This is a genomic window from Caproicibacter sp. BJN0012 (assembly GCF_035986805.1).
GTDB lineage: Bacteria > Bacillota > Clostridia > Oscillospirales > Acutalibacteraceae > Caproicibacter.
The window spans coordinates 2,740,306-2,763,699 of sequence record NZ_CP142518.1 but is presented as its reverse complement, the minus strand read 5'-3'; the positions used below and the strand labels follow the sequence as shown (position 1 = coordinate 2,763,699).

Annotated in this window: 25 protein-coding genes, 1 tRNA gene, 1 pseudogene and 1 riboswitch; of the genes and pseudogenes, 24 read left to right on the top strand and 3 right to left on the bottom strand. The window is 49.7% G+C overall.

The genetic code is table 11. The features are described 5' to 3' along the window. The 5 genes from rsxE to VA597_RS17800 all read left to right on the top strand — a co-directional run bounded on the left by rsxE (position 1) and on the right by VA597_RS17800 (position 2,952). Complete coding sequence (gene rsxE / locus VA597_RS13490) at positions 1 to 708, top strand: electron transport complex subunit RsxE (protein WP_128743350.1); 708 nt, start codon at positions 1 to 3, stop codon at positions 706 to 708. Further along, on the top strand, positions 705 to 1,316 hold the full coding sequence (locus tag VA597_RS13485; protein WP_128743348.1) for an electron transport complex protein RnfA: 612 nt from the start codon (positions 705 to 707) through the stop codon (positions 1,314 to 1,316). Before rsxE ends, VA597_RS13485 begins: the two co-directional genes overlap by 4 nt. A gap of 13 nt (positions 1,317 to 1,329) precedes the next feature. Next, entirely contained in the window at positions 1,330 to 2,127 is a 798-nt protein-coding gene (locus VA597_RS13480) for an RnfABCDGE type electron transport complex subunit B (RefSeq protein ID WP_128743346.1), read from the top strand. Positions 2,128 to 2,253: 126 nt separating this feature from the next. Then, positions 2,254 to 2,340, top strand: a tRNA-Leu gene (locus VA597_RS13475). Positions 2,341 to 2,601: 261 nt separating this feature from the next. Next, on the top strand, positions 2,602 to 2,952 hold the full coding sequence (locus VA597_RS17800) for a hypothetical protein (RefSeq protein WP_243112521.1): 351 nt from the start codon (positions 2,602 to 2,604) through the stop codon (positions 2,950 to 2,952). 23 nt (positions 2,953 to 2,975) lie between these two features. On the opposite strand, the gene VA597_RS13465 is transcribed toward VA597_RS17800, so the two are convergent. After that, positions 2,976 to 3,323: a hypothetical protein gene (locus tag VA597_RS13465; protein WP_128743344.1), complete on the bottom strand. Its 348-nt coding sequence runs from the start codon at positions 3,321 to 3,323 to the stop codon at positions 2,976 to 2,978. Continuing rightward, positions 3,316 to 3,543 carry a helix-turn-helix transcriptional regulator gene (locus tag VA597_RS13460; protein ID WP_128743342.1) on the bottom strand — a complete coding sequence of 76 codons (228 nt, stop codon included), beginning with the start codon at positions 3,541 to 3,543 and terminating at the stop codon, positions 3,316 to 3,318. Before VA597_RS13460 ends, VA597_RS13465 begins: the two co-directional genes overlap by 8 nt. A gap of 356 nt (positions 3,544 to 3,899) precedes the next feature. Here VA597_RS13460 and VA597_RS13455 point away from each other — a divergent pair, with 356 nt between their 5' ends. From VA597_RS13455 to VA597_RS13415, 9 genes are all read left to right on the top strand, one after another. Beyond that, positions 3,900 to 4,739, top strand: coding sequence for a prenyltransferase (locus VA597_RS13455; protein ID WP_128743340.1), 840 nt, complete (start codon positions 3,900 to 3,902; stop codon positions 4,737 to 4,739). Positions 4,740 to 5,181: 442 nt separating this feature from the next. Further along, positions 5,182 to 5,625: a helix-turn-helix domain-containing protein gene (locus VA597_RS13450; protein ID WP_128743338.1), complete on the top strand. Its 444-nt coding sequence runs from the start codon at positions 5,182 to 5,184 to the stop codon at positions 5,623 to 5,625. Between the two features lie 27 nt (positions 5,626 to 5,652). Further along, positions 5,653 to 6,513, top strand: a complete 861-nt coding sequence (locus VA597_RS13445; RefSeq protein WP_128743336.1) for an EamA family transporter — start codon at positions 5,653 to 5,655, stop codon at positions 6,511 to 6,513. Positions 6,514 to 6,687: 174 nt separating this feature from the next. Beyond that, the gene (locus VA597_RS13440) at positions 6,688 to 7,230 is read left to right on the top strand and encodes an RNA polymerase sigma factor (RefSeq protein ID WP_128743334.1); all 543 of its coding nucleotides are present in this window, start codon (positions 6,688 to 6,690) and stop codon (positions 7,228 to 7,230) included. After that, the gene (locus VA597_RS13435; RefSeq protein ID WP_128743332.1) at positions 7,223 to 7,489 is read left to right on the top strand and encodes a hypothetical protein; all 267 of its coding nucleotides are present in this window, start codon (positions 7,223 to 7,225) and stop codon (positions 7,487 to 7,489) included. Before VA597_RS13440 ends, VA597_RS13435 begins: the two co-directional genes overlap by 8 nt. Continuing rightward, positions 7,489 to 8,439: a zinc ribbon domain-containing protein gene (locus VA597_RS13430; RefSeq protein WP_128743331.1), complete on the top strand. Its 951-nt coding sequence runs from the start codon at positions 7,489 to 7,491 to the stop codon at positions 8,437 to 8,439. The genes VA597_RS13435 and VA597_RS13430 overlap by 1 nt, the downstream gene beginning before the upstream one ends. Further along, positions 8,432 to 9,058, top strand: a complete 627-nt coding sequence (locus VA597_RS13425) for a phosphatase PAP2 family protein (protein ID WP_128743329.1) — start codon at positions 8,432 to 8,434, stop codon at positions 9,056 to 9,058. Before VA597_RS13430 ends, VA597_RS13425 begins: the two co-directional genes overlap by 8 nt. Positions 9,059 to 9,095: 37 nt before the next feature. Beyond that, complete coding sequence (locus VA597_RS13420; RefSeq protein WP_326974755.1) at positions 9,096 to 9,692, top strand: DedA family protein; 597 nt, start codon at positions 9,096 to 9,098, stop codon at positions 9,690 to 9,692. A 356-nt stretch (positions 9,693 to 10,048) separates the two neighbouring features. Continuing rightward, positions 10,049 to 11,533: a metallophosphoesterase family protein gene (locus VA597_RS13415; RefSeq protein WP_128743325.1), complete on the top strand. Its 1,485-nt coding sequence runs from the start codon at positions 10,049 to 10,051 to the stop codon at positions 11,531 to 11,533. Between the two features lie 137 nt (positions 11,534 to 11,670). On the opposite strand, the pseudogene VA597_RS13410 reads toward VA597_RS13415, so the two are convergent. Beyond that, positions 11,671 to 11,840, bottom strand: a pseudogene (locus VA597_RS13410) (cupin domain-containing protein); the annotation flags it as partial. 205 nt (positions 11,841 to 12,045) lie between these two features. After that, positions 12,046 to 12,139: riboswitch (NiCo riboswitch) on the top strand. A gap of 108 nt (positions 12,140 to 12,247) precedes the next feature. Here VA597_RS13410 and VA597_RS13405 point away from each other — a divergent pair. The 10 genes from VA597_RS13405 to VA597_RS13360 all read left to right on the top strand — a co-directional run bounded on the left by VA597_RS13405 (position 12,248) and on the right by VA597_RS13360 (position 23,333). After that, positions 12,248 to 14,779: a cation-translocating P-type ATPase gene (locus tag VA597_RS13405; protein ID WP_128743323.1), complete on the top strand. Its 2,532-nt coding sequence runs from the start codon at positions 12,248 to 12,250 to the stop codon at positions 14,777 to 14,779. A 149-nt stretch (positions 14,780 to 14,928) separates the two neighbouring features. After that, on the top strand, positions 14,929 to 15,534 hold the full coding sequence (locus VA597_RS13400) for a helix-turn-helix domain-containing protein (RefSeq protein WP_128743322.1): 606 nt from the start codon (positions 14,929 to 14,931) through the stop codon (positions 15,532 to 15,534). A 111-nt stretch (positions 15,535 to 15,645) separates the two neighbouring features. Further along, the gene (locus VA597_RS13395; RefSeq protein WP_128743320.1) at positions 15,646 to 16,344 is read left to right on the top strand and encodes a phosphatase PAP2 family protein; all 699 of its coding nucleotides are present in this window, start codon (positions 15,646 to 15,648) and stop codon (positions 16,342 to 16,344) included. Between the two features lie 571 nt (positions 16,345 to 16,915). After that, the gene (locus tag VA597_RS13390; RefSeq protein ID WP_128743318.1) at positions 16,916 to 17,128 is read left to right on the top strand and encodes an AraC family transcriptional regulator; all 213 of its coding nucleotides are present in this window, start codon (positions 16,916 to 16,918) and stop codon (positions 17,126 to 17,128) included. Further along, on the top strand, positions 17,125 to 17,289 hold the full coding sequence (locus tag VA597_RS13385) for a hypothetical protein (RefSeq protein WP_326974754.1): 165 nt from the start codon (positions 17,125 to 17,127) through the stop codon (positions 17,287 to 17,289). Before VA597_RS13390 ends, VA597_RS13385 begins: the two co-directional genes overlap by 4 nt. A gap of 18 nt (positions 17,290 to 17,307) precedes the next feature. Beyond that, positions 17,308 to 17,859 carry a flavodoxin family protein gene (locus VA597_RS13380; protein ID WP_128743316.1) on the top strand — a complete coding sequence of 184 codons (552 nt, stop codon included), beginning with the start codon at positions 17,308 to 17,310 and terminating at the stop codon, positions 17,857 to 17,859. Between the two features lie 472 nt (positions 17,860 to 18,331). Further along, a complete protein-coding gene (locus VA597_RS13375) occupies positions 18,332 to 19,018 on the top strand; it encodes a response regulator transcription factor (RefSeq protein ID WP_128743314.1) in 687 nt (228 codons plus the stop codon). Further along, positions 19,005 to 19,994 (top strand): sensor histidine kinase, encoded by a 990-nt coding sequence (locus VA597_RS13370; protein ID WP_128743312.1) that lies wholly within the window; start codon positions 19,005 to 19,007, stop codon positions 19,992 to 19,994. Before VA597_RS13375 ends, VA597_RS13370 begins: the two co-directional genes overlap by 14 nt. Positions 19,995 to 20,076: 82 nt before the next feature. Continuing rightward, entirely contained in the window at positions 20,077 to 20,763 is a 687-nt protein-coding gene (locus VA597_RS13365; RefSeq protein WP_128743310.1) for an ABC transporter ATP-binding protein, read from the top strand. Further along, the gene (locus VA597_RS13360; RefSeq protein ID WP_326974753.1) at positions 20,763 to 23,333 is read left to right on the top strand and encodes an FtsX-like permease family protein; all 2,571 of its coding nucleotides are present in this window, start codon (positions 20,763 to 20,765) and stop codon (positions 23,331 to 23,333) included. Before VA597_RS13365 ends, VA597_RS13360 begins: the two co-directional genes overlap by 1 nt. Positions 23,334 to 23,394 lie beyond the last annotated feature (61 nt).

The window sequence follows — 23,394 nt, the reverse complement described above, 5'->3', positions numbered from 1 at the left end:
ATGGCTAAAAACAGTCCGATACATGAACTTACAAAGGGCATTATCAAGGAGAACCCCGTGCTCCGGCTGGTTCTGGGCACCTGTTCCACATTGGCGCTCACAACGGCGGCCGGCAACGCGATCGGGATGGGACTTGCCACAACCTTTGTTCTGGTGTGCTCCAACGCGATTATCTCCGCGCTGCGCAATATTATCCCCGACAAGGTCCGCATTCCATGCTACATCGTGGTAATCGCGAGCTTTACGACCATTGTCCAGATGATTGTCGAGGCGGTTTCCCCCGCATTGAAGGCCGCGTTGGGCGTTTATCTGCCATTGATCGTTGTAAACTGCATCATTTTCGGCCGTGCCGAAATGTATGCAAGCAAAAATAAGGTTTTACCCTCCATCCTGGACGGGATCGGCATGGGCATCGGTTTTACCGCCACGCTGCTCGCGATGGGCATCATCCGCGAGCTGCTGGGCAACGGCACGGTTTTCAATGCCCCGATCCTTTCGGGCTTTATGCCTCCGATCATCGTGTTTCTGCTTCCTCCGGGAGGATTCTTTGTCTTTGGACTTTTGATCGCCGTCGCAAACCGGCTTTCCGGCGAGGGGAAAGCCCCCGAGGAAATCGGCTGCGGCGGATTCACCGGCTGCGCGGGCTGCGCGCTTTCCAAAAACTGCTCCCTTATCGTAGGCAAAGACAAGGAGGCTGAAACGAAATGATAAAATCACTTTTTGCGATTTTTCTTACCGCTATTTTGACGGAAAACTATATCCTTGATAAATTCCTCGGCATCTGCCCGTTCCTGGGCGTCTCCAAAAGCCGCAGCAGCGCGACGGGCATGAGCATCGCCGTAACGGTGGTTATGGTCCTCGCCACGGCGGTCACATGGCCGATCTATTATGGAATTCTGGTGCCGCAGGACCTGGCTTTTCTGGAGACCATCGTGTTTATTCTGGTCATCGCCGTTTTGGTTCAGTTCATTGAGACGGTACTGAGGAAATACATTCCGTCCCTGTACAACGCCCTTGGAGTTTATTTGCCTCTGATTACGACGAACTGCGCCGTCCTCGGCGTGACCATGCTGGTGCTTGACAAACACACTGCGGATCCCACCGGCTACGGCTACTTGCAGGCCTTGATGAACTCGTTTGGCGCGGGCATCGGCTTCATGGTTGCCCTGATCATGTTCTCGGGCGTACGTGAAAGAATGGAACTTAATGATGTGCCGAAATTTATGAAGGGTCTGCCGATCACTCTGATCGCCGCATCTCTGGTTTCCCTGTCGTTTCTCGGGTTCTCAGGTCTTGTCGACGGCATGTTGGGTTAGGAGATGGTAGAGAATGAATGAGATTTTACTTCCAGTTTTGATTGTGGTAGTTATCGGACTTCTGTCCGGCTTGATTCTTGCGGTCGCGTCCATCGTGATGGCAGTTCCGAAGGACCAGAAGACGGAGGATGTCCGTGCGATGCTGCCCGGCGCAAACTGCGGCGCGTGCGGCTTCTCCGGATGCGACGGCTATGCAAAAGCTCTGGCGGAAGGAACGGCGAAACCCGGACTGTGCACCGTGGGCGGCAACGATGTTGCCAACGCGATTGCCGCTTATCTTGGCGTTGCCGCAACTTCCGTGGAGCCCCACATGTCGGTCGTCCGCTGCTTGGGCAGCCATGACAACACGACCGACCGTGTGGAATATGAAGGAATTACAAGCTGTGCCGCCGCTGCCGCGGTCGCGGGCGGCCCGACCAGCTGTACCTTTGGCTGCATCGGTTTGGGTGATTGCGTCAATTCCTGCGATTATAATGCCCTCAGCGTACGCAATGGCGTGGCAATGGTCGAGCCGAAAAACTGTGTTGCCTGCGGCATGTGCCTGAAGGCCTGTCCGAGGCATCTGCTCACGCTGGTTCCGGTCAAAAAGCAGGCGGTGGTACTGTGCAGCAACTGCGACAAGGGAAACGTTGTCAATAAAGTGTGCAAGGTTGGCTGCATTGGCTGTATGAAATGTGAAAAAACCTGCAAATACGATGCGGTTCATGTCAAGAATTTCCTGGCGGCCGTGGATCCCGAAAAGTGCGTGGGATGCGGGGAATGCGTTGAAGCGTGCCCAAGACATATTATCGGTCTCTACAACGCGGAATGATTTTAATTCGGAAAACCGGAATATCTCACTGCAGATATTCCGGTTTTTTTGATAATGGACTTGATTTCGGTGCCTTTTTATTATATAATACTCCATGCTGTAGTTTTTGAGAAAACAAATAAATTTGCCGGTGTGATGGAATTTGGCAGACGTGCGGCACTCAAAATGCCGTGTCCTTTGGACGTGTCGGTTCGAGTCCGACCACCGGCACCATTTTGTGGTTTCCCCAAGTCCTCTTTTTAAGCGGATTTGGGGCTTTTTTTATTCTCATTGGGATTTTCAAGACACGGGTCGATTGATCTTTGCGGCAAGCATGGCATAAAGCATGGTCTCGCCGGTTGTTACGCCCAAAATACGCATATTGTCACTCCCAGCCCATGCGTTGCCGACGGGATATAAATGTTCGTTGCCATATGGCACCTCTCTTTGTGACAAATTTAATTCTCCCATATTTTTTAAGGGGGAGTAAGTAAAGTGCCGGGAAAACGCAGCAGGCTGATTCTGCTCTCAATAAGGGTCGCCCTTTCAGATTTTATGTCCCGACGCGCTCCCGGCACTCTGCTCACGATCTGTTTTGTCTTTCTGCATCGAATTTGTCCCCCGACGCCCCCGGCGCGGGAAATTATCGAACTGCCGTGGCGGTGCCTGAAAATGCACAGCGGCCGGGGCAGTATCGTATTGGAGCCGTTTTCCGGCAGCGGCACACGATCATCGCGGCGGAGCGGACTGAGCGCCGCTGCTGCGCGATGGAGTTTTCCCCCGTACTGCGATTTGGCGGTCAAACGCTGGGAAGAGTTCACAGGAGAAAAGGCCGCGAGGCTTTAAAAGCCAACACAGCCTAATAGGGTTTATCGCTTGAAAAAAATTAAAATAAATGCTATCAGAGCGCTTATGGCTATCAAAGCAATGAGAAAAAGAAAACTCCGGGAGAACGGACGATTAAACACAACTTTGCTTTTGATCTGATATACGGTGGAAATGCCGCCGCCGATTATGACGATCAGCATTAAATCCCAATTTGAATCTATAAATGGGATGTTGAGGTCCAATCCGCGAATAAAAACGGCAAAGAGTACCGCAAATAACATAAACCGCCCGGTATATGCATCTCCTTGATATACAACGGCTTTTGTCCGCTCATCAACAATACCGTAAAGGGGGGTATCCTTGCCTTGCTTCTTGTCCATTTTATCCATTATTATCTTCCTCCTCTAAATAAAATAAGTCCTCAAAACTTTTTTGTAGACACTTTGAAAGGACTAACGCAAGTTTAGCCGTCGGGCAGTATTGCCCGCTTTCAATGGAACCGACTGTTTGCCGGCTCACACCCGCCATCTTTGCAAGCTGTTCCTGAGAAATATCCATTTCGGCTCGCGCGACTTTTAAGCGATTCTTTAGTTTGGTCTTATCATTCAAAGAAACCCCTCCTGACAATACAAATATAACATTAACAAAAAGAAATGTCAAGTATACTTTGCATATTGCAAAGTATACTTGCGGAAGAGGCGGATAAAATTCGTGTTAAGGTCAACAGATTACGGATATATAGAAAATCCCCGCCTCTAAGATCAGGACAGCAAAATACAATCCACGCAGGGACCTAAAGCCAGGGGACGGTCAGAATTTAATTGAATTTCTATATTTTTAGAGTATACTTGTTATTAAAACGCCGATAGGCGGGAATTCCATCAAGAAGATTATTTTGTCGGGAGCCAACTGGCTAAATCTATACAGCCTTATGCCTGGGATGCGCATTAAAGGAGGTGAAAAGGATGGCTGTAGAGAAGCAATATGCATCAGATGTGGAAGTGATATTGTCCCATAGGCATGATAATGGAGCTGACCTTTGGACTACGCCGGATAAGCGTTTGATAAAGGGTGCGCCATTCTCAACTTTAGAGAGCGTAATGTACCTATTGGAATTGGGCATGGAACCTACAGAACCTCTACTGAAAGAAACCGCTGCCTTAATATTCGGTGCGTGGCAGGAGGACGGACGTTTTAAGCTGTATCCGCAAGGCCCTGTTTACCCATGCCAAACCATCCACGCCGCCAATGTGCTTTGTCACATGGGTTATGTATCTGATTTCAGATTGCAAAAGACTTTTAAGCATCTTTTTGATATTCAGTATACAGACGGCGGCTGGCGTTGCAATAAATTCAGCTTTGGCCGAGGGCCGGAAACGGAGTATTCCAATCCTTTCCCCACGCTTAACGCTCTTAACGCGTTCCGTTTCACCGATTATCTTAACAAAAAACCTGCACTTGACAAGGCCGTGGATTTTTTGCTGGAGCATTGGACAATCAGGAAACCTATTGGCCCGTGTCACTATGGAATTGGCACATTATTCATGCAAGTTGAATACCCTTTCCGAAACTACAACCTTTTTATTTATGTCTACGTCTTATCCTTTTACAACCGGGCAAAAGAGGACAAACGGTTTCTTGAAGCCTTGGAAACATTGGAATCTAAAATGGTGGATGGGCAGATTGTGGTTGAGCGCGTTGTTCCGAAACTGGCCGGGCTTTCTTTCTGTAAAAAGGGTAAAGCAAGCGAATTGGCAACAATACGCTATCATGAAATTTTGCGAAATCTTCAAACAGACAAATAGCCTATATTCGTATTATGGGCATACGGAGCCGTTCTGCTTGTGATTTATTTTTTCTGTCTAATGTTATTGGAGACTACAATTGCGGCCGTTGTATGCCAAGGGACCGTATTAAATGCACTGTTGTTTTATGAAGCCGGTAGCCGGATAAGCAAGACGTATGCTTATCCGGCTACCGGCATTTACATGTAAATAACAGAGAGGTCGATTTGTTAGCGAAGCTCAGGCACCGTTGATTCCACCATTGCCTTACCTTTCCCTAACAATCAGGATTTGCTTTTCGCTATTCCGTAAATTATTCTAATAGATGTTGAAAAATATTCTGCTATCTTGCTCTAAATATCTATTATATACTGTTAATTTATTATTATCTTCCGTCGCTGCTTGAAAACCGGGCCCGATCGTGATATGCTGTTTCTAAGATCAAAAGGAGCCGTGATACGGAATGAATGATGATGATATTTTAAACCTCAAACAGGCTGCCGGGGCTTTGGGCGTCAGCGAGAAGACACTGATCAAACTGCTTCGCGAAGAACATTTCCCGGCCCGCAAGATCGGCCGGGAATGGCGCTTTTCCCGGGAGTCCCTGCTCCGCTGGCTGGCTGCCGGAGATTCCATTGACTATATCAATCAGAATGAGCGGTATATGGTTTCCGAGGATGTATCCGGCACGTCCTTCGCGCTGTTTGGCAAAATTGGCGAAGCCCTGACTACCTTAAAGGGAAATGAAAACAATATCAAAGTCTTATTACAGGAACTGGACAGAGACGTCACCGTTCCAAAGGAAGCCACGCTCAGAATCAGCTATAAGCAGCAGCGTGAAGTCGAAAAGCTGGAATTCAAAGTCTTCTGGGATCAGCGCGAGGATGTCAAATTGGAGGCCAATTAGAGGACAGGGATCTTTGGAGGGATATACATGTGGCTTCTATATGCTTTCGGCTCAGCGCTGTTCGCAGGAATGACGTCTATTTTAGCGAAAATCGGTATTAAAAACACCGATTCAAACTTAGCGACTGCCCTTCGTACAATTGTTGTGCTTTTGTTTTCCTGGCTGATGGTTTTTATTGTGGGTTCGCAAAATACTATAGGTGCGATTTCCGGGTACAGCCTTCTGTTCCTGATCCTTTCAGGAGTTGCAACCGGTGCGTCTTGGCTATGCTATTTTAAGGCCTTGCAGCTTGGAAACGTCAATAACGTGACTCCCGTTGACAAGAGCAGTACGATATTGACTATCCTTCTTGCTTTTTTTATCTTAGGGGAAACGCCAACTGTTTGGATGGGATTTGGGATCGTACTGCTTGCTGTCGGAACCTATCTCATGATACAACGGAAGGAACCGGAAGTTTCACCCATCAAGAGCAAGTCATGGCTTTTCTATGCTGTCCTTTCCGCCGTCTTTGCCGCTTTGACCTCTATACTTGGCAAAATCGGAATACAGGGGATCGAATCAAATTTAGGTACGGCCATCCGCACGATTGTCGTACTGATTATGGCTTGGGGAATTGTTCTGTTCCAAAAAAAGTATGTTCTCATTAAGGATATTGACAGAAAAAGCTGGGTATTTATCATGCTTTCCGGTCTTGCAACCGGACTCTCATGGCTTTGCTATTACCACGCATTGCAGAAGGGAAACGCCAGTCTGGTTGTCCCTATTGATAAGCTGAGCATTGTCGTCACAATTGCATTTTCCTACCTGTTTCTCAAAGAAAAGCTTTCGAGAAAAGCCTTTATTGGTTTATTGCTCGTCATATCGGGAACAATGCTGATGCTGTTTTAATGTTATATCCGATCATATAAGCGGTTGACCATCCGATTCGCGGGGGTGGTCTGCTGCTTTTTGTTTTCATAAAACTAAAAATTTTTAAATGAATAAAACCGAGCAAAATATTGGCAGCAACTTTTTTCATTCAGTTGCGTGTAATATAATGAGAAGTCTGAAGGAGGTGAGGGCTTGGATGAGCTTTCTCTAATTGTATCGGCGCAGAAGGGTGAAAAAGAGGCCTTTCAAAGCCTCATCACCTTTTACTATCCATATGTTTCAAAGTTTATCCTGAAGGTCTGCGGCGATGTGACTTTAAGCGAGGATCTGACGCAGGATACCTTTTTGAAATTGGTGCGGGGAATCGAAAAATTTGATGTTCACGGGAAAGCCTCGTTTTCCACATGGGTGATCACGATTGCAAAAAACTGTTATCTTGACCACTTGAGACGGAATAAGCGGGAGGTGCTGAGCTTGGAGGAGCAGGACGTATCATCTCTGTTCAGCGTGCAGGACGTGGTGCTTGACCGTTTGCTGACGGATGAAATACTGAAGGCTCTGGAAAGCCTGCCGCCTGAACAGGCCGCCGCCATCAGGCTGAAATATCTGGAGCAGCTGACGCTTCAGGAAATCGCCCGACGGTTTTCCTGCGAGCCAAAAACAGTGAAAAGCCGCATCCACAACGGTATGGTCAGGCTTAGGAAAATGCTGAGAGGAGATTTTTATCATGGATAAGAACATAGACGGCCTGCTGTCTAGGCTGGACGATGAAATCGATAAAAAGTGTTTCGAAATTAAGCAAAGGAGCCGGAACAGGAGGCTGCAATCCGTGTTTGTCATTGTCTGTGCCTTGTTTATCCTTGTACCGGTGCTGCTTGTATTGACCGGAATCAGCCTTTGGATATTCTGTGGTCCGGCGATCCTTTTCTTCGTGATCGGTTTCTGCGCTCTGTCACCGCTCATATTCAGCAGGCAGCCGGGAGGGATGGAATAATGGATCGCTTCAACGTTGTTATCAGCAGATTCAATTTTAAGAAGGCAGTCGCCATTTACTTGCTTATCCTGATTCTTGCCGGAGTCTTTTCAGCTGGATTTTTAGCCTATATGTTCCGCGATAAACTCACTTTTCTGTATGAGTATCACAGGATCAGTGAAAAAGTAGAAGATAACAAGAACGGGCTTGAAAATATGAAACCTGAATTAGCCGATCTGGCAGATGCATCCCCGGATATGGTAGATATCCTCATTCTCAACGGACAAAATCAAATATTGTACAGCGCGAAACATTCGGATTTATCACAGAAGGGAACCGTAGACCTCACGCCGGACACTGACAGGAACCCTCTTTTTTTCACCGACCGGCAAAATCCGGAGGTCCATTTTCGGCTGATGAAAGGCGATAAGCTGACATTGTCGGCTTCAATGCTCGGGATCGAAAACAAAGTGAAACAGGAATATGAAGACCGCTACTTCTATGAAAGCGGCTTTGCCGCCCAGAAAGTCTATTTGCTTTCCTATATCGCCGACAGAACAGACGGACAGAAAGTTTATATTATCAGCGACGTTCAGCCCGTTGCGGGTGGCGAATTCTATATAAAAGCTGTGGCCGCAATCGCAATGCTGTTTTTCATGCTCTATTGGGTCTTACTGGCTCTTTGGGTATACGCGCGGGCGCTCGGGGCAAAGCTGAACGCGTCCATGTGGGGGATCGTCACTCTTTTTACGAATTTGGCCGGGCTGTTTGTTTTTCTTCTCTACAGACAGGGCGGCCGGACCTGCTATAAATGCGGCTCGCTGCAAAACAAATCAAACGTCTACTGTACTTTCTGCGGTACGAAGCTTGGTTCCGTTTGTAATAAATGCAATACGGCCGCAGGTGAAAAAGACAGATACTGCAAAAATTGCGGAAGCGTACTGGACGAGGAGAAGGATCAGGATGAATAGGCGCGCCGTATGGCTTGTTGTGATGCCGATCATTCTGTTTGTGATGCTGGCCGTATGCATCTATGCCGGAATTGCCACACGCTTTGAAGGGTGGGCTTACAGTGAAGCGGTTGAGGACATGTCCCCCAATTTAACTTTTGTGATGAAAGGCATCACTCATCTCGGCGACTCGGTCGTTGTCCTTTTGTTTTGTCTGGCGTTGTTTGTCGCGCCGAAAACGAGGAGGACCGTCGCGCTTCCTGTTTCAGCGGCCGTGGCGTTGTCCGCCGTGTTCAACGTTATTTTGAAGCAGATCTTCGCAAGGGGGCGTCCGAATGTCCTGCGGCTGATCAGCGAGACGGGCTACAGTTTCCCCAGCGGCCACGCGATGATCAATGCTTCCCTTTATATCATGCTGATCCTGATGACCGTCAGGTATGCCGAAGGATTTTACCGAAAACTGATCCTCTCTTTGCTGTGTGCCGGTTTGATGGGACTGATCGGGTTCAGCCGGGTCTATCTGGGCGTCCATTATGCGGGAGACGTTTTAGGCGGTTGGCTGTTCGGAACCGCTATATCCGTATTGGTCTACTTCCTTTGGAACGGCAGACAGGCGAAGATTAAAAACTCGGATTTTTGAAAAGGAGTTAAAAATGCAGGAATGGGTCATCAATATCATGAATCAGTACGGATACGTTGGGATTGCACTGCTGATTGCTGTCGAGAACATCTTTCCCCCCATTCCGTCCGAACTGATTCTGACCTTCGGCGGCTTTATGACCACTTACACCAGCATGAGCCTCTGGGCGGTGACCCTGTCGGCGACTGTCGGATCGGTGGTCGGGGCGATCGTCCTCTACGGCGTTGGACGGCTGCTGCCGGCGGAAAAGTTGGACAGGTTCCTCGGCAGCAGATGGGGGCATCTCCTTGGATTAAAAGAAGGAGATCTAAAACGGGCGGATAACTGGTTCAACCAGCGCGGTGCTTCCACCGTCTTTTTCTGTCGATTTATTCCTCTGGTCAGGAGCCTTATCTCCGTCCCTGCGGGGCTGGCGCGAATGCACGGAGGCAGATTCCTTTTCTACACTGCTGTGGGTTCCGCGATCTGGAACGTGATTCTGGTGACTCTTGGTGCCTTTGCCGGGGCGGGCTGGGAGCGCATCAGTCAATCTGTGAATCTGTACTCCTATGCGGCACTTGCCCTGATGACGGTCCTTGGAGTTGGACTGATTATTTGGATCAGACGAAAAAGAAAAGTCCATAAAAAAGAATAGAAAGATCAATCAACCGATCAAATGAGTCTGAAAGGATATAAAGACCTGTATCAGCTTAGAAGAAGAGTTAAAAAGCAACGCCAACGCACGGGGCTGGCGTTGCTCGTTTAGCACCTTTATCGCGGAGAATGTGCCTTCGACTTTCAGGGGAGCAGTGCTTGGAATTTACGGTGCGCTGCAGGGGTGCGGACTGTTATGGCCGTCCATCGTATCGGGATTCCTGCGGGATAAAATAAACTCTGACGCTCCATTCCTGGCCGGCGGCGTTCTGGGAATTGTTTCAGCCGTCATGATAGGAATCATTCTTGCTGGAAATAGTAATTCTAAAAGATCGAAATCATTCCGAGGTGAAAAAGATGAAGCTGAAAAGGGCGCTGAAAATCATTACATTTGCATTGGTTCTATGCCTTGCCGCGGCCGCGGGCCTTTTTCTGTATAACTCTTATCACGTGTACAATATCAATTCCGGTTTTACCCCGGTACCGCTCAGCTATAACCCGGACGATTCTTCCTCCTCATATATCTGGAACGACGTCAACGTAACGGTACACGGAGGTTTTGTAAAAGGGATACAAAAAGACGATGGCGGGGACCGGCTCGTGATAAGGGCTCTATCCCCTCTGCCTACCGTTACAGTGAAAACAAATGCGCCCGTTCGGAATTTGCGGATCTCCATTGAAAATATCAGCCCGAGTTTTTATTCGTCAAGCATCGATAAAGACCTCAAACCCGCCAGGATCACGGTAAATACCTTGGAATTTTCGATGGATCTGAGTGCGGGAGAAACCAAGCGGATCATTCCCGCTCAGCCAAGTGAAACGGCGGACGGCAGCTATGTCATCCTCGGCGACAGCAGGGACGGCTACGAGACCTTTGGAAAGATCATCGACCAGGTCAATGCGCTGAAACCGGCTTTTGTAATCGACAACGGCGATCTTGTTTACAGCGGAAAGCCAAATCAATATAAGATCTTTGATGAGATGACGTCCGGGATTTCTGCAACTCTGTGCACGACGCTGGGAAACCACGATATTCGCGGGAACGGGCGCGAGACCTATCAAAAACTTTACGGGCCGGAGTATTACTCGTTTGATTTCGGAGGCAATCATTTCGCGTTTCTTGACAGCTCACGCGGATATGCCGAAAAGCAGGCAATACCGGACAAGCAATACGCCTGGCTCGAAAGGGACCTGCAAAAAGCGCAGGGAAAACGGATTTATGTAATATCCCATGTGCCTCCGGCAGATCCGAGAAGCGGCGTCAAGCCCAATGAGATCCAGGCCTACACGGATAAGGTCAAAAAGGAGGGCGGCTTTGTCGAGCAGAAGCTGGAAGCTTACAGCGAAGACGAAAGCATAGACCACGGCTTTCAGACCAAGCAGGAAGCCGAACGGTTTGAAAACCTCATGACGAAATATAAGGTCGATATGGTCTATCTCTCCCATATCCACAGTTATTTTGATTACACCAGGAACGGAGTCAGATATCTCATCAGCGGAGGCGCCGGCGCGGAGCTGATGACGCAGAACAGCTATTACCATTATCTGATCGCCAAAGCCGGATCGGCGGATACGCTGACGTTGGTCCAACTGCCCTCTCTGCCGAATCTTATCCTGCAAAGGTATGCGGCGACGGTTTCTCTCTTCGTAAAGGCCATGTATCAGGAAAATCAGGCGGCGGCGGTCTTATTTATTGTGGGATTTGCATTGCTTGTACTCCTTTTGCTTACATTACTGTTCTTAAAATTGGAAAGTCGTCTTGCCGTTCTTTGGATCTTGGTGAAAGATACCGGCAGATACATGGCTAAAAGACAAAAAGAACTGCATGCAGGCAAGGGCTGAAAAAACGGGAACCTGTAATATGGATTGTTATCCGCCTCGCGGGAAACATCCCGCGAGGCGGATTTTTTGTAATACGTAGTTAAGAAAGCTCTGAACTTCGAATAAGGTCAAAATAATCACCGATTCTTACAACCCCTTTCTCCCGGTTCGATCCGAATAAACTGGTCAACGTTGCATTTCAAGCCCGATGTCATCGTTCATATTGATACTCATCAACGTTAGCTGAAGGTGGTTTCCTGTCCACAAGGCAGTGCGGAATGCATTGCTTTTCAATATTTACCACAATTGGTATGGGCCCGTAATCCTTTCATTCCTCAGGCACAGCTTTCTACTCCTTTCCCATTGCTTTGACTCATATTATAAATTGTCCTTTGAGAAAGCGCTTTAGAAGCGGAAAGAAATTATCATTAAGTTCGATGTTTAATCCTCGTTTTTTCACATCTGATTACACCTTGACAAACTATTCTCCATATAGTATCATTGAAGAATCTCTTTGCACTGCATTTTAATCTACAGTACAAACTGAGCAGGCGATGAACCGATAGGTTTGTGGGGCTGGGCCGGTGACGGCAACAGATTGACTCGTATCACATCTGTGGGACAGTTGTATGTTCCATGGATGTGTTTTTTTATACATATCTTGGAATAACTGGATTTATGGAGTGCCATAGAGCTATCTTATGAACGCCGTGAGGCGACACGGAGGTAACTGATATGACAAACCAAGAGCAAGCGCCGGTTTCGTATGGCCTTACCACTGAAAAGGCTCGGGAATTACAGGAAAGATTCGGCAAGAATGAGTTGACGCCGCAAAAAAGACAAAGCTTCTTCAGCAAGATACTTCACACCGCCAGCGAGCCTATGTTCCTTCTCCTGTTGATTGCAGCCGCGATCTACTTTTTCTTGGGAGAACCCCGCGATGGGGCAATTATGCTGATTTTTGTCGTTGGCATCATCGGCATCGATGTGATCCAGGAAAGGAAAACGGATAAAACGCTCGAGGCCCTGAAGGATCTCTCCGCGCCGCGTGTCCGGGTGATACGGGACGGCGAAGAAAAGACGATCAGCAGTGCCGATCTGGTTCCGGGCGACCTCATGCTGATCGCTGAGGGCGTCAAGATCCCGGCCGACGGAGAAGTCGTCCGGGCAAGCGATCTGTGCGTCGATGAATCCTCCCTGACCGGCGAAGCGGAGGGCGTCTGGAAAGTCGTTGCCGATTCTGCGGAGAAGCAGCCGGATACGTGGCGGCGCGACTATTGCTATGCAGGCACACTTGTCCTGCAAGGCAGCGCCCTGGTCCGGGTCGGGAAAATCGGCGCGGCGACCGAATACGGAAAGATCGGAACGAACGTGGCGAACGCGCCCGAGAACCCGACGCCGCTGCAGAAGCAGACCGGCAGATTGGTGCAGCTCTGCGCAGGCATCGCCGCCGTTCTGTTCGTGCTGGTCGGCTGCGCCACGTGGCTGAACATCCCCGACCATTCCTTCAGGGACCGGCTGATCGAGAGCATCCTCTCCGGCGTCACGCTGGCCATGGCAATGATCCCGGAGGAATTCCCGGTCATCCTCACCGTGTTCCTTTCCATGGGCGCCTGGCGGCTTGCCAAAAAGCAGTCGCTGGTACGAAAGCTCCCCGCGGTGGAAACGCTCGGCGCGGTTTCCGTCCTCTGCGTGGATAAGACCGGCACGATTACGATGAACAAAATGGCTGTCCGAGAAACCTGGGCAGTGGACGGCGACGAAAAGCATCTGGGCGAGATCATGGGCATGGCGTGTGAAACCGAGGCCTACGACCCGATGGAACAGGCGATGTTCGCCCACTGCGAGAGCCTCGGAATCACGCGCGGGCAGTTGTTTTCCGGTGAGCTTGTCAGGGAATATCCGTTTACTAACGAAGCCAAGATGATGGGCCATGTCTGGAAACGGGAAGAGCGTATCATCGTCGCTGCGAAAGGTTCGCCGGAGAAGATCCTGCGGCTGTGCGCGCTAACGGATGCTGAAGGGGACGCCGTTCAGGCCAAGTCGGGCGGAATGTCCCGGCAGGGCTTGCGGGTGATTGCAGTAGGTGAGACGGAACTGCCGTTCGGCGACAGCATACCGGAGACATTGCCCGACTGCAGGCTGCGGCTGCGCGGTCTGGTCGGCCTTGCCGATCCCCCGAGGGCGTCGGTGAGGGAAGACATCCGGTGCTGCACACAGGCCGGCGTCCGCGTCGTGATGATTACGGGCGACAACGGCATCACCGCCAGCTCCATCGCTAGACAGGTCGGGATACCCAACTGCGAAAAAATCATCACCGGCGACGAACTGGACCGAATGACCGATGAAGAGCTCCGAGAAAAGGTGAGAAGTGTCAGCATCTTTTCCCGCGTGGTGCCGGAGCATAAGATGCGGATCGTCAAAGCGTTCCGGGAAAACGGCGAGGTCGTCGCTATGACGGGCGACGGAGTCAACGACGCGCCCGCACTCAAGTATGCCGATATTGGTATCTCCATGGGTAAGCGCGGCTCGGAGGTCTCGCGCGAGGCCGCCGACCTGATCCTGCTGGACGATAATTTCTCGACCATCGTGGAAACCATACGCGACGGCAGGCGGATCTACGATAATATCAAGAAAGCCGTGGGCTATGTGTTCGCCATCCACATCCCGATCGCATTTTCCTGCCTGCTGGCGCCGATGCTCGGGGTGAACCCTGCGAGCCTCATGCTGCTGCCCTTGCATGTGGTGTTGCTCGAACTTATCATCGACCCAACCTGCTCGATCGTTCTGGAACGCCAGCCGGCGGAACGCGACATCATGGCGCGCTTGCCGCGCGACCCCAGTGAAAAGATCATCAATGCCGCGGGCCTTATCAAAAGCCTGCTGCAGGGCTTTGCCGTCTTCGCCGCCTCCTTCGGGACATATTTTTCCGTTTTGCAAATGGATCCACAAAACAACGCGCCGGTCGCCCGCGCGATGGGGCTGACCGTCATCTTCCTGAGTAATCTTCTGCTGGTGCTGGTCAACAGTTCGCATACGGATTTTGCGTTCCGATCGTTGGCCCGTCTCGTAAAGGACAAGGTAATGTGGGCGATCTTTGCCGGCACCATTCTGGGGCTCCTGCTGATCCTGTATACTCCGCTCGCCGGATTCTTAAAACTGGCTCCGCTGAACGGTCCGGAGTTTCTCACCGTGATGGGAATTTCAGCGGTTGCGGTTCTATGGTTCGAGCTTGTGAAGCTTGGGCGATGTCTGAAAAGAAAATGAGCGAAGCGAAAGCATATGTGGGCCGCCATAATCGGCGGCCCACTTTTTACCTGTATAAATTATGGTATAATAGATCAGGCAATGAATTGCGAATTGTTTATATGATCTAGCAAAGCGACAAAATGGAATTTGGAAGGGAAGCTTCCCCTATGGAATTTAACGAGAAATTGCAGGAACTTCGCAAGCGGAAAGGTCTCACGCAGGAGGAGCTTGCGGAGGCGCTGTTCGTATCACGTACCGCTGTATCGAAATGGGAGTCGGGACGCGGCTACCCAGGCATCGATTCCCTGAAGGTAATTGCGAGTTTCTTTTCCGTGTCCATTGATGAACTCTTGTCTGGCGAGGAGCTGGTCAGCATTGCGCAAAACGACCAGGCCCAAAAAATGCGGCAAATGCGCGATCTGGTGTTTGGCCTGCTGGACTGTGCCATGGCGCTGTTTCTGTTTTTCCCGTTGTTCGGTCAGGCGGAGGAGGGGGTAATCCGCATTGTCTCCCTGCTCTCCCTGACGTCGATATCCCCGGACATAAAAGTCACATACTTTACGCTTGTGTCGCTCACCGTTTTATGCGGGCTTGCGACCCTTGCCTTGCAGGGAAGGCAGGTGCGATTCTGGAATCAGATCAAAAGTGGTTTCTCTCTGCTTTTCAGCGTATCTGGCGTTCTGGTTTTCATTCTGAGCCGCGAGCCATATGCCGCTTCGCTCACATTCTTGTTTCTGCTCATCAAGGGGATTTTGCTGTTAAAACGCCGATGACACGAATCGTATCGGCATTGTGACGGCGGGATTCTACCGCTTTTCGGCTCCTGGAGGTAGAGTAAGCATGTAAAAAACGCTTACACCCCATTAAGAAAAGGAGCTTTGAAAATGAAATGGAATTCTCGTTCCCTGGGTAGCTTTCTGCCCGCCGTCTGCCTGTCTGTGCTGTTTATCCTTTATACAATGCTGATCCGGAATATTGATGTGAAACCCATCGGGCCGAACGGTTCTGCCGTGGGCTTTGCAACGGTCAACGGGTGGGCGCATGACCTGCTCGGCGTAAACTGGACGCTTTATATAATCACCGACTGGCTGGGGCTTGTGCCTGTCTTTGTCGCTTTTGGATTTGCTGCCCTGGGGCTTACGCAGCTCATACGGCGCAAAAGCCTTCTTCGGGTGGACGGCAGCATCCTTGTGCTGGGCGGCTTCTATGTGCTGGTCATGGGCGCGTATCTCTTTTTCGAATATTATCGTGTGAATTACAGGCCGGTTTTGATCGACGGTATCTTGGAGACGTCCTATCCGTCCTCCACCACCATGCTGGTTCTGTGCGTGATGCTCACCGCCATGATGCAGTTTCGCCGTCTGACCTGCAATAGAACTGTAAAAAACGCAGTAAACACTGTGCTTGCGGCATTTACTGCATTTATGGTGATTGGGCGTTTGGTGTCGGGCGTTCATTGGCTGACCGACATCTTGGGCGGGGCGCTGCTCAGCGCGGCGCTTGTTCTGTTGTATCGCGGCGCGAATGCGTTTATAGCCGAAAGCCAGCACGAAGCTAAAGCAGCCGGTAGTCCTACAAATTGAAATTTGCAGGAGGAGATTATGAGCAAACCGGGAAGATGATGTACTACGTCGGCTTCCCGGTCTTTTTCGTCATCTGTAACTACCCATGTCGGGTACTCACGGAAGGCCCAAGCACACCCCGCGCGGAAAAAAGCGCTGCTACATTTTCTGTGACGGCACTGAACGCTTCTTGGACCAAACATGGTATAATAGGCACATGCAGAATTCGCTTGTATACTTCTTTTGGTTTAGTCTTGATTCTCTCGCGGCGTATCGGTTTAGGATTGAGCCAGAAGGAGGGATCAATAAAAACCGTAAAGTCTGTATCAGAGATAACTGGAGTAAGTATTAGAACATTGCGATTATCTGGTGGTTAGGTTATAAGCAATTGGGAAGCTGATGTGTTGCATTAGTTTCCCATTATTTTTTCATCGCTTATAGCAACCATGTTGGGTACTCCCGCAAGGCCCAGACACACCGGAAGGTGTTCCCGCATATCAAATCACAACTATACAATCCTTAAAACTCCGCAATTTGAATCAAGAAATATGAGGCAGCATGCGTTATACTGATAGTCAGGAGGATGCATCCCATGGATTACTCACAGTGCGTTCAAAATACGATAGCCTATATCGAGCAGCACCTTTCCGACAATTTGTCGCTTAATTTGCTTGCCGGCGAATCGGGCTTTTCTAAATATCACTTTCTGCGCATTTTTGAACGGGAAACCGGGTCCGGCCTATGGGAGTATATTCAGAACCGCAGAATGACAAAAGCGGCGCTACGGCTGCAATCGACCGTTTGAACAAATATTTCACTTTCAGCCAGATGCCGATGGTAAGCAGTGATTATTGGAATATGGTATTTGCGCCTCATTCAAGTATGGAATCGGACGTAAAAGGGCAGCAGATTTTGCAGACACTGGGTGAAAATATGTCCGTTATGCTCAAAGCAAAGAATGAATGAGAAAGCGAGGTTTTCAAGATGATATTGGTAATCTGGGCAAGCCCCAATACCGATGGCCTGACTGCATCGGCCAAGGATAAAATTGTGGAAGGAATCAAAGCCGCTAACGGTGAAGTAGAACTGCTTCATCTGAACGAGTACAATATTGAACGATGCCGTACCTGCGGGAATGGGTGGGGCCTTTGCTCATCGGAAGGACGCTGTGTTATTTCCGACGGCTTCGCCGCCATATACGATAAAATGAAAGCTGCCGACGGCATCGTGTTTGTGACGCCTGTATATTGGCATGACCTTGCCGAATGCTTGAAATCGTTTTTAGACCGGTTGCGTCGCTGCGAGACGGCACATAACCACTTGCTGCGTGACAAGGAATGTATGCTTGTCGCCTGTGCCGGGGGTTCGGGTAACGGCGCTGTTCAATGTCTTGAACATTTAGAGGAAATTCTCGGTCATATGGGTATGAAAGTCAAGGAACGTTTGCCGGTCATTCAATTTAACAAAGGCTATATGCTCCCTGCGCTAATCGGTGCAGGAGAGGCGTTTGCGGTACATATTCAAAATAAATCATAGTTTATTATAATTAAAAGACTCAGATTTTTAACGCAGAATGAGTGAATGGGAGGCTGATATGAATTTCAGCTTCCCATTATCTGTTTTCATCGTCTATAATTACCATGTCGGGTACTCATGAAGCGCCCGGACACATCGAAACGTGTTGCCACAGATGAAGTAATCAGTCTGGAATTTGATTACCGAGGGCGAGATCATGTCCAAGAAGTCTTGCAGATGAACGTTGTCTTCCCTTACGGGAGCTGTCTTTAAGTTTGTACGGGCGTGAAAATTTCCTCCTTTGAGATTTAGAAATAAAAAAGCCCGCCGAATAACGACAGACTGACTGGCCGAGAAAACTTGACTTGATTTCCCCTTTCTCTGAGTTTACACTACTTAATTGTAGGAGATGAATGTATTGACTAATGAGGAAATAGAAAGAGAGAATCAGTTCATCGATTTGAAAAGCCCTAAGGAAACGGGGTCCTGACTAATGCCAAGAATATTTTTGGTTGAGGACGATAAGGAAATCGCCAAGAATCTTGCGCTTTTGCTCCGCTCTGAGGGATTTACAGTTACCCATGTCTCTACGCAAAGGGAAGCCCTTGCCGCGCTTGCCGGGAATAAATTTGACCTGGCGCTCGTTGATCTCTCTTTGCCTGACGGAAACGGCTTTACGGTTTGCGCGGAAATCAAAGAAACGCAGGATATTCCCGTACTCTTTCTGACGGCTTCCGGCGATGAGGCGAGTGTTGTTACCGGGCTGAACATGGGCGCGGACGACTATATCACCAAGCCTTTTCGTCCGCGTGAACTGATCGCGCGAATCAGAACCGCCCTGAGAAAAAGCGAACGTTCTCCATCGGCTTTTGAAATCCGCGGGCTTTCTGTCGATATGGCAAGCGGCGTCGTGAAAAAGGACGGACGCGAAGTTTTTCTTTCCGCCTTGGAATACCGCTTGCTGCTGGTGTTTATTAACAACCCCAAAAGCATCATTACAAGGAGCAGGCTGCTTGACGAGCTGTGGGACGCTGCGGGCGAGTTTGTCAATGACAATACGTTGACCGTGTACATCAAACGTCTGCGGGAGAAGATCGAGAACGACCCCGCAAGCCCGCAAATCATTCAGACCGTTCGCGGGACAGGATATCGATTGGGGGACGGCTATGCTTCGGAATAGAGAGTTCCGGCAGTTTGCCATTTTGATCTTCTTAATAGCCGCCGCTTCTGGGACGCTGGGATTTGCAATCAACACGGCGGCTGGAACCCTTGCCATTGCTTCCGCCGCCGCTTTTGGGGCAGCGTTTTTTGTATTTACCAAAGCCCGATATCAAAGCATTGCGCGGATTTCAGAGCAAATCGATCTTGTGCTTCATAATGCGGACCATCTGTATATCGGCGAATCGGACGAGGGTGAACTTTCCATTCTGCAAAGCGAGATCACCAAAATGACGCTTCGAATTCGGGAACAAAACGACGCGCTGAGAAAAGAAAAAGAACATCTTGCCGAGTCGCTGGCCGACATTGCCCATCAGCTTCGCACCCCGCTTACCTCCGCAAATCTGATTCTGTCCCTACTGAAGAAGAACCCCGGCGAAAATGAGCGGCAGGCCCTGTTGCGGGAAAATGAGGAACTGTTTGCACAGATGGATTGGCTGGTTACCTCGCTGTTGAAATTATCCCGTTTGGACGCGGGTATTGTCGTGTTTCAAAACGAGCGGATCGAGGCGGGTGACTTGATAGGCGCAGCGGTCCGCCCGCTTCTGATTTCGATGGAATTGCATGATATCGCGCTGAAAACCGACGTGCCGAAAGGGGCGGTGCTGCAAGGCGATTTGAGCTGGCTTTCGGAGGCAGTTCAAAATCTTCTCAAAAATTGTATGGAAAGCGCGGGCAACCACGGAAAAATCGTTATCTCCTGTGAGGACAACCCGCTTTTTATCGAGATTACCCTCCATGACAGCGGCGCGGGGTTTGAAAAAGAAGAGCTGCCCCATCTGTTTGATCGTTTTTATCGCGGGAAAAACGCAGGCGCCACGGGGTACGGGATTGGACTCGCGCTCTGTAAAAGCATCATTACCCGGCAGGGCGGGACGATCACCGCAAAAAATCACCCGCAGGGCGGCGCGCTCTTTGCGATTCGTTTTCCAAAGTGACGGATCTCTCACCGAAAAGTCACAGGGATGTAAGTTGAAAGCTTTATTATATGGGTAAAGCATGAAAAAGGAGACTCACATAATGGAGTTTTTAAAAACAGAAGATTTATGCAAGGTCTACGGCAAGGGTGAGAACCGGGTTGCCGCGCTTAACCATGTTTCGCTTACAATCGAAAGAGGAGAGTTTACCGCGATTATTGGTTCCTCCGGTTCCGGTAAATCCACCTTGCTGCACGCCATCGCGGGCGTGGACGTGCCGACCGGCGGGAAGGTATATCTGGAAGGGCAGGATGTCTATGCCCAAAGCAACGAAAAACTTGCCATCTTCCGCAGACGGCAGGTCGGGCTGATTTACCAGTTTCACAACCTCATTCCTACTCTGAATGTGGTGGAAAACATCACCTTGCCTATCTTGATGGACAAACGGAAGGTCAACGAGGAACGGCTGAACGACTTGTTGGAACTACTTGGGCTGCAAGACCGCAAAACGCATTTACCCAATCAGCTTTCGGGCGGCCAGCAGCAGCGCGTGGCCATCGGCCGCGCTTTGATGAATGCCCCGGCCGTCATGCTTGCCGACGAACCCACGGGCAGTCTGGACAGCCAAAATGGGCATGAGATCATCAAACTGCTGAAAGAAAGCAATCAAAAATATGGGCAGACCCTGCTTCTCGTCACCCACGATGAAAATATCGCCCTGCAGGCAAACCGCATTATTACCATCGCGGATGGAAAAGTGGTGCGGGATGAGAGTCAGGTGGCACGATAATGAACATCTTTCATAAAGTTGCCCTGCAAAGCATGAAAAAAAGCCGCACACGAACGATTGTAACGGTGATAGGAGTTGTTCTGTCCGCCGCCCTGATTACGGCAGTCGCCACCTTTGGCGTTTCCCTGCTGAACTATATGGCAAACGGCGAGGCTCAAAAATACGGCGGCTGGCACGTCAAATTTGAGGATGTGGATTCTTCTTTCGTGGCGAAACAAGCAAGCAACGACAGAGTTGCAAATACCGAAACATTCGAAAATATCGGCTACGCAAAACTTGACGGCGGTACAAATTCCAACAAGCCGTATCTTTTTATAGCCGGATTCAACAAGAAAACCTTTGATGCCCTGCCCATCACGCTGCTTTCCGGCAGGCTGCCGAAAAGCGGCGGGGAGATTGTTGTTTCGGGGAGCGTCATGACAAAGGGCGGCGTTCAGTTTAAGGTGGGCGACACGCTTGCTCTTGCTGTCGGGAACCGCATGGGCGGAGACAAGAAACTCGGTCAGCACGACCCTTACATTTCCGGGAAGGAAGCTTTTGTGCCAAAAGCAAAAAGGACTTACACGGTGGTCGGCATCTGCCAAACGCCCCACTTTGAGGAAGATTCCGCACCGGGGTACACCGTAATCACAGCCGCAGATAGGGCGGACGATCTCAGCTTGTTTGTCACGCTGAAAAACCCGCGTGAAGTTCATGCTTACGCAAAAAGTGCAGCCGGAAGCCATGCTTACATCTTGAATAATGATGTGCTGCGCTTCATGGGCCTTGCGGACGATTCGGGCGACAAGGTGTTCAACGCGCTTCTGTACTCACTCGGAGGCATTGTAGTCCTCATTATCATGATTGGTTCGATTTTTTTGATTTACAATTCCTTCAACATCTCCTTGAACGAGCGCACATACCAGTTCGGAATTCTCTCGTCTGTGGGAGCCACCGCAAAGCAACTGCGCCATTCGGTGCTGTTTGAAGGGCTTTGTATCGGCGCCATTGGCATACCGATTGGCGTTATTGTTGGAATAGGCAGCATGGGGCTTGTGCTTTCCGTTGTCGCCAAGAATTTCGCAAACATTCTCTACACCAGTGTGCCTTTGACCTTGACGGTATCCGCCCCCGCGATTGTCGGCGCGGCGGCGGTCAGCATGGTTACGATTCTGATTTCGGCCTATATCCCGGCCCGCAAGGCTGCCAATACGCCCGTGATGGAGTGTATCCGCCAGACAAACGAGGTCAAAGTGGAATCCAAAGCTGTGAAAACGTCGAAACTGGCACAGCGCATTTACGGTTTGGAGGGAACCCTTGCACTAAAGAATTTCAAAAGAAACAAAAAACGCTATCGCAGCATTGTACTTTCCCTTGTTTTAAGTATAGTGCTGTTTGTTTCGACCAGTGCCTTTGTAACGGATTTGAAACAGGCGTCGGAGCAGGCAAAAGCGGTTACTACCTATGACATCGGCTTTGGCACACAGGATATGGACGACAGCGAAATGCTGCGGCTTTACGACAAACTGAAAACAGCCTCCGGTGTTACAGAAAGTTCGTATCAGGTTGTTGCGAACTATACCTGTACGATTCAGACAGACAAACTTTCAAACGATTACTGGAAATCCGTTGGGTCATATTCGACGAACAAAACCGTGAATATTCCAATAAAAATCCAGTTTTTAGATGACAGCGCCTATCTGAAAATTATTAAAGGCTTGGGCTTGCCCGCAGAGGAATATACCGGGCAAAATGCGAAATTGATTGCTGTCGCCAAAATGCAGGATAGCAGCAATCAGGCGGAAGGGGTCAGCCAGCTTAAGGACATGTTTACGGGTTCTTCCCTGAACAGTACCGTTACACCCAATACAAATGGCAAATCAAATGCGGCATATGGGGAAAATGTTAGTATTACCTGTGTCGATACCGTGCCGCCTGATGTCCCCCCGATGACAGGAACCTCCGAGCAGCGGGCATACACTTTTGCTGTGATGGCTCCCTATTCGCTCGAGGAGAAGCTTGCTCCCTCCGATACCTCGCCGGATATCATGGTGAAAGGCATGACATTCCAGTCAAAGAATCCATCGCAGTCGACGGCAGAAATGAGGGCGATGATTCAAGGCACTGGAATTAAAGCCTCTTACATCCTTTTGGACTCATCTCAAATACTTGATCAGAACCGCAATATGATATTCATTGCCAACGTGTTCGCTTATACTTTTATCATTATGATTTCGCTGATTGCGGTTGCCAATGTGTTTAACACGATTTCCACGAATATCAAGCTGCGCCGGCGGGAGCTTGCCATGCTCCGCTCCGTGGGGATGTCCGATCGCGATTTCAATAAAATGATGCGATATGAGTGCGCCTTTTATGGGGTGAAGGCGCTGCTTGTCGGGCTTCCCCTGGCGGTCATCTTCTCCTGGTTGATCTACAAAGGAATCGACGGTATCAATTTTGTGCTGCCGTGGGCCAGTATCGGAATCAGCGTGTTCAGCGTGTTTCTGGTCATCTTTGTCACTATGATGTATGCCGTCAGCAAGATCAAAAAAGAAAACATCATCGACGCGCTGCGGGATGACATGGATTGATTCAAAGCCGATAATGACTTGATAGAAGATCAAAAAACATCTGCGCGATTGGAATCAAGTG

Excerpts from the sequence above, each read along its gene's own strand:
- rsxE (WP_128743350.1), top strand. The coding sequence starts at position 1 with ATGGCTAAAAACAGTCCGATACATGAACTTACAAAGGGCATTATCAAG.
- VA597_RS13485 (WP_128743348.1), top strand. The coding sequence starts at position 705 with ATGATAAAATCACTTTTTGCGATTTTTCTTACCGCTATTTTGACGGAA.
- VA597_RS13480 (WP_128743346.1), top strand. The coding sequence starts at position 1,330 with ATGAATGAGATTTTACTTCCAGTTTTGATTGTGGTAGTTATCGGACTT.
- VA597_RS13465 (WP_128743344.1), bottom strand. The coding sequence starts at position 3,323 with ATGGATAAAATGGACAAGAAGCAAGGCAAGGATACCCCCCTTTACGGT.
- VA597_RS13455 (WP_128743340.1), top strand. The coding sequence starts at position 3,900 with ATGGCTGTAGAGAAGCAATATGCATCAGATGTGGAAGTGATATTGTCC.
- VA597_RS13450 (WP_128743338.1), top strand. The coding sequence starts at position 5,182 with ATGAATGATGATGATATTTTAAACCTCAAACAGGCTGCCGGGGCTTTG.
- VA597_RS13445 (WP_128743336.1), top strand. The coding sequence starts at position 5,653 with ATGTGGCTTCTATATGCTTTCGGCTCAGCGCTGTTCGCAGGAATGACG.
- VA597_RS13435 (WP_128743332.1), top strand. The coding sequence starts at position 7,223 with ATGGATAAGAACATAGACGGCCTGCTGTCTAGGCTGGACGATGAAATC.
- VA597_RS13430 (WP_128743331.1), top strand. The coding sequence starts at position 7,489 with ATGGATCGCTTCAACGTTGTTATCAGCAGATTCAATTTTAAGAAGGCA.
- VA597_RS13425 (WP_128743329.1), top strand. The coding sequence starts at position 8,432 with ATGAATAGGCGCGCCGTATGGCTTGTTGTGATGCCGATCATTCTGTTT.
- VA597_RS13420 (WP_326974755.1), top strand. The coding sequence starts at position 9,096 with ATGAATCAGTACGGATACGTTGGGATTGCACTGCTGATTGCTGTCGAG.
- VA597_RS13415 (WP_128743325.1), top strand. The coding sequence starts at position 10,049 with ATGAAGCTGAAAAGGGCGCTGAAAATCATTACATTTGCATTGGTTCTA.
- VA597_RS13405 (WP_128743323.1), top strand. The coding sequence starts at position 12,248 with ATGACAAACCAAGAGCAAGCGCCGGTTTCGTATGGCCTTACCACTGAA.
- VA597_RS13400 (WP_128743322.1), top strand. The coding sequence starts at position 14,929 with ATGGAATTTAACGAGAAATTGCAGGAACTTCGCAAGCGGAAAGGTCTC.
- VA597_RS13395 (WP_128743320.1), top strand. The coding sequence starts at position 15,646 with ATGAAATGGAATTCTCGTTCCCTGGGTAGCTTTCTGCCCGCCGTCTGC.
- VA597_RS13390 (WP_128743318.1), top strand. The coding sequence starts at position 16,916 with ATGGATTACTCACAGTGCGTTCAAAATACGATAGCCTATATCGAGCAG.
- VA597_RS13380 (WP_128743316.1), top strand. The coding sequence starts at position 17,308 with ATGATATTGGTAATCTGGGCAAGCCCCAATACCGATGGCCTGACTGCA.
- VA597_RS13375 (WP_128743314.1), top strand. The coding sequence starts at position 18,332 with ATGCCAAGAATATTTTTGGTTGAGGACGATAAGGAAATCGCCAAGAAT.
- VA597_RS13370 (WP_128743312.1), top strand. The coding sequence starts at position 19,005 with ATGCTTCGGAATAGAGAGTTCCGGCAGTTTGCCATTTTGATCTTCTTA.
- VA597_RS13365 (WP_128743310.1), top strand. The coding sequence starts at position 20,077 with ATGGAGTTTTTAAAAACAGAAGATTTATGCAAGGTCTACGGCAAGGGT.
- VA597_RS13360 (WP_326974753.1), top strand. The coding sequence starts at position 20,763 with ATGAACATCTTTCATAAAGTTGCCCTGCAAAGCATGAAAAAAAGCCGC.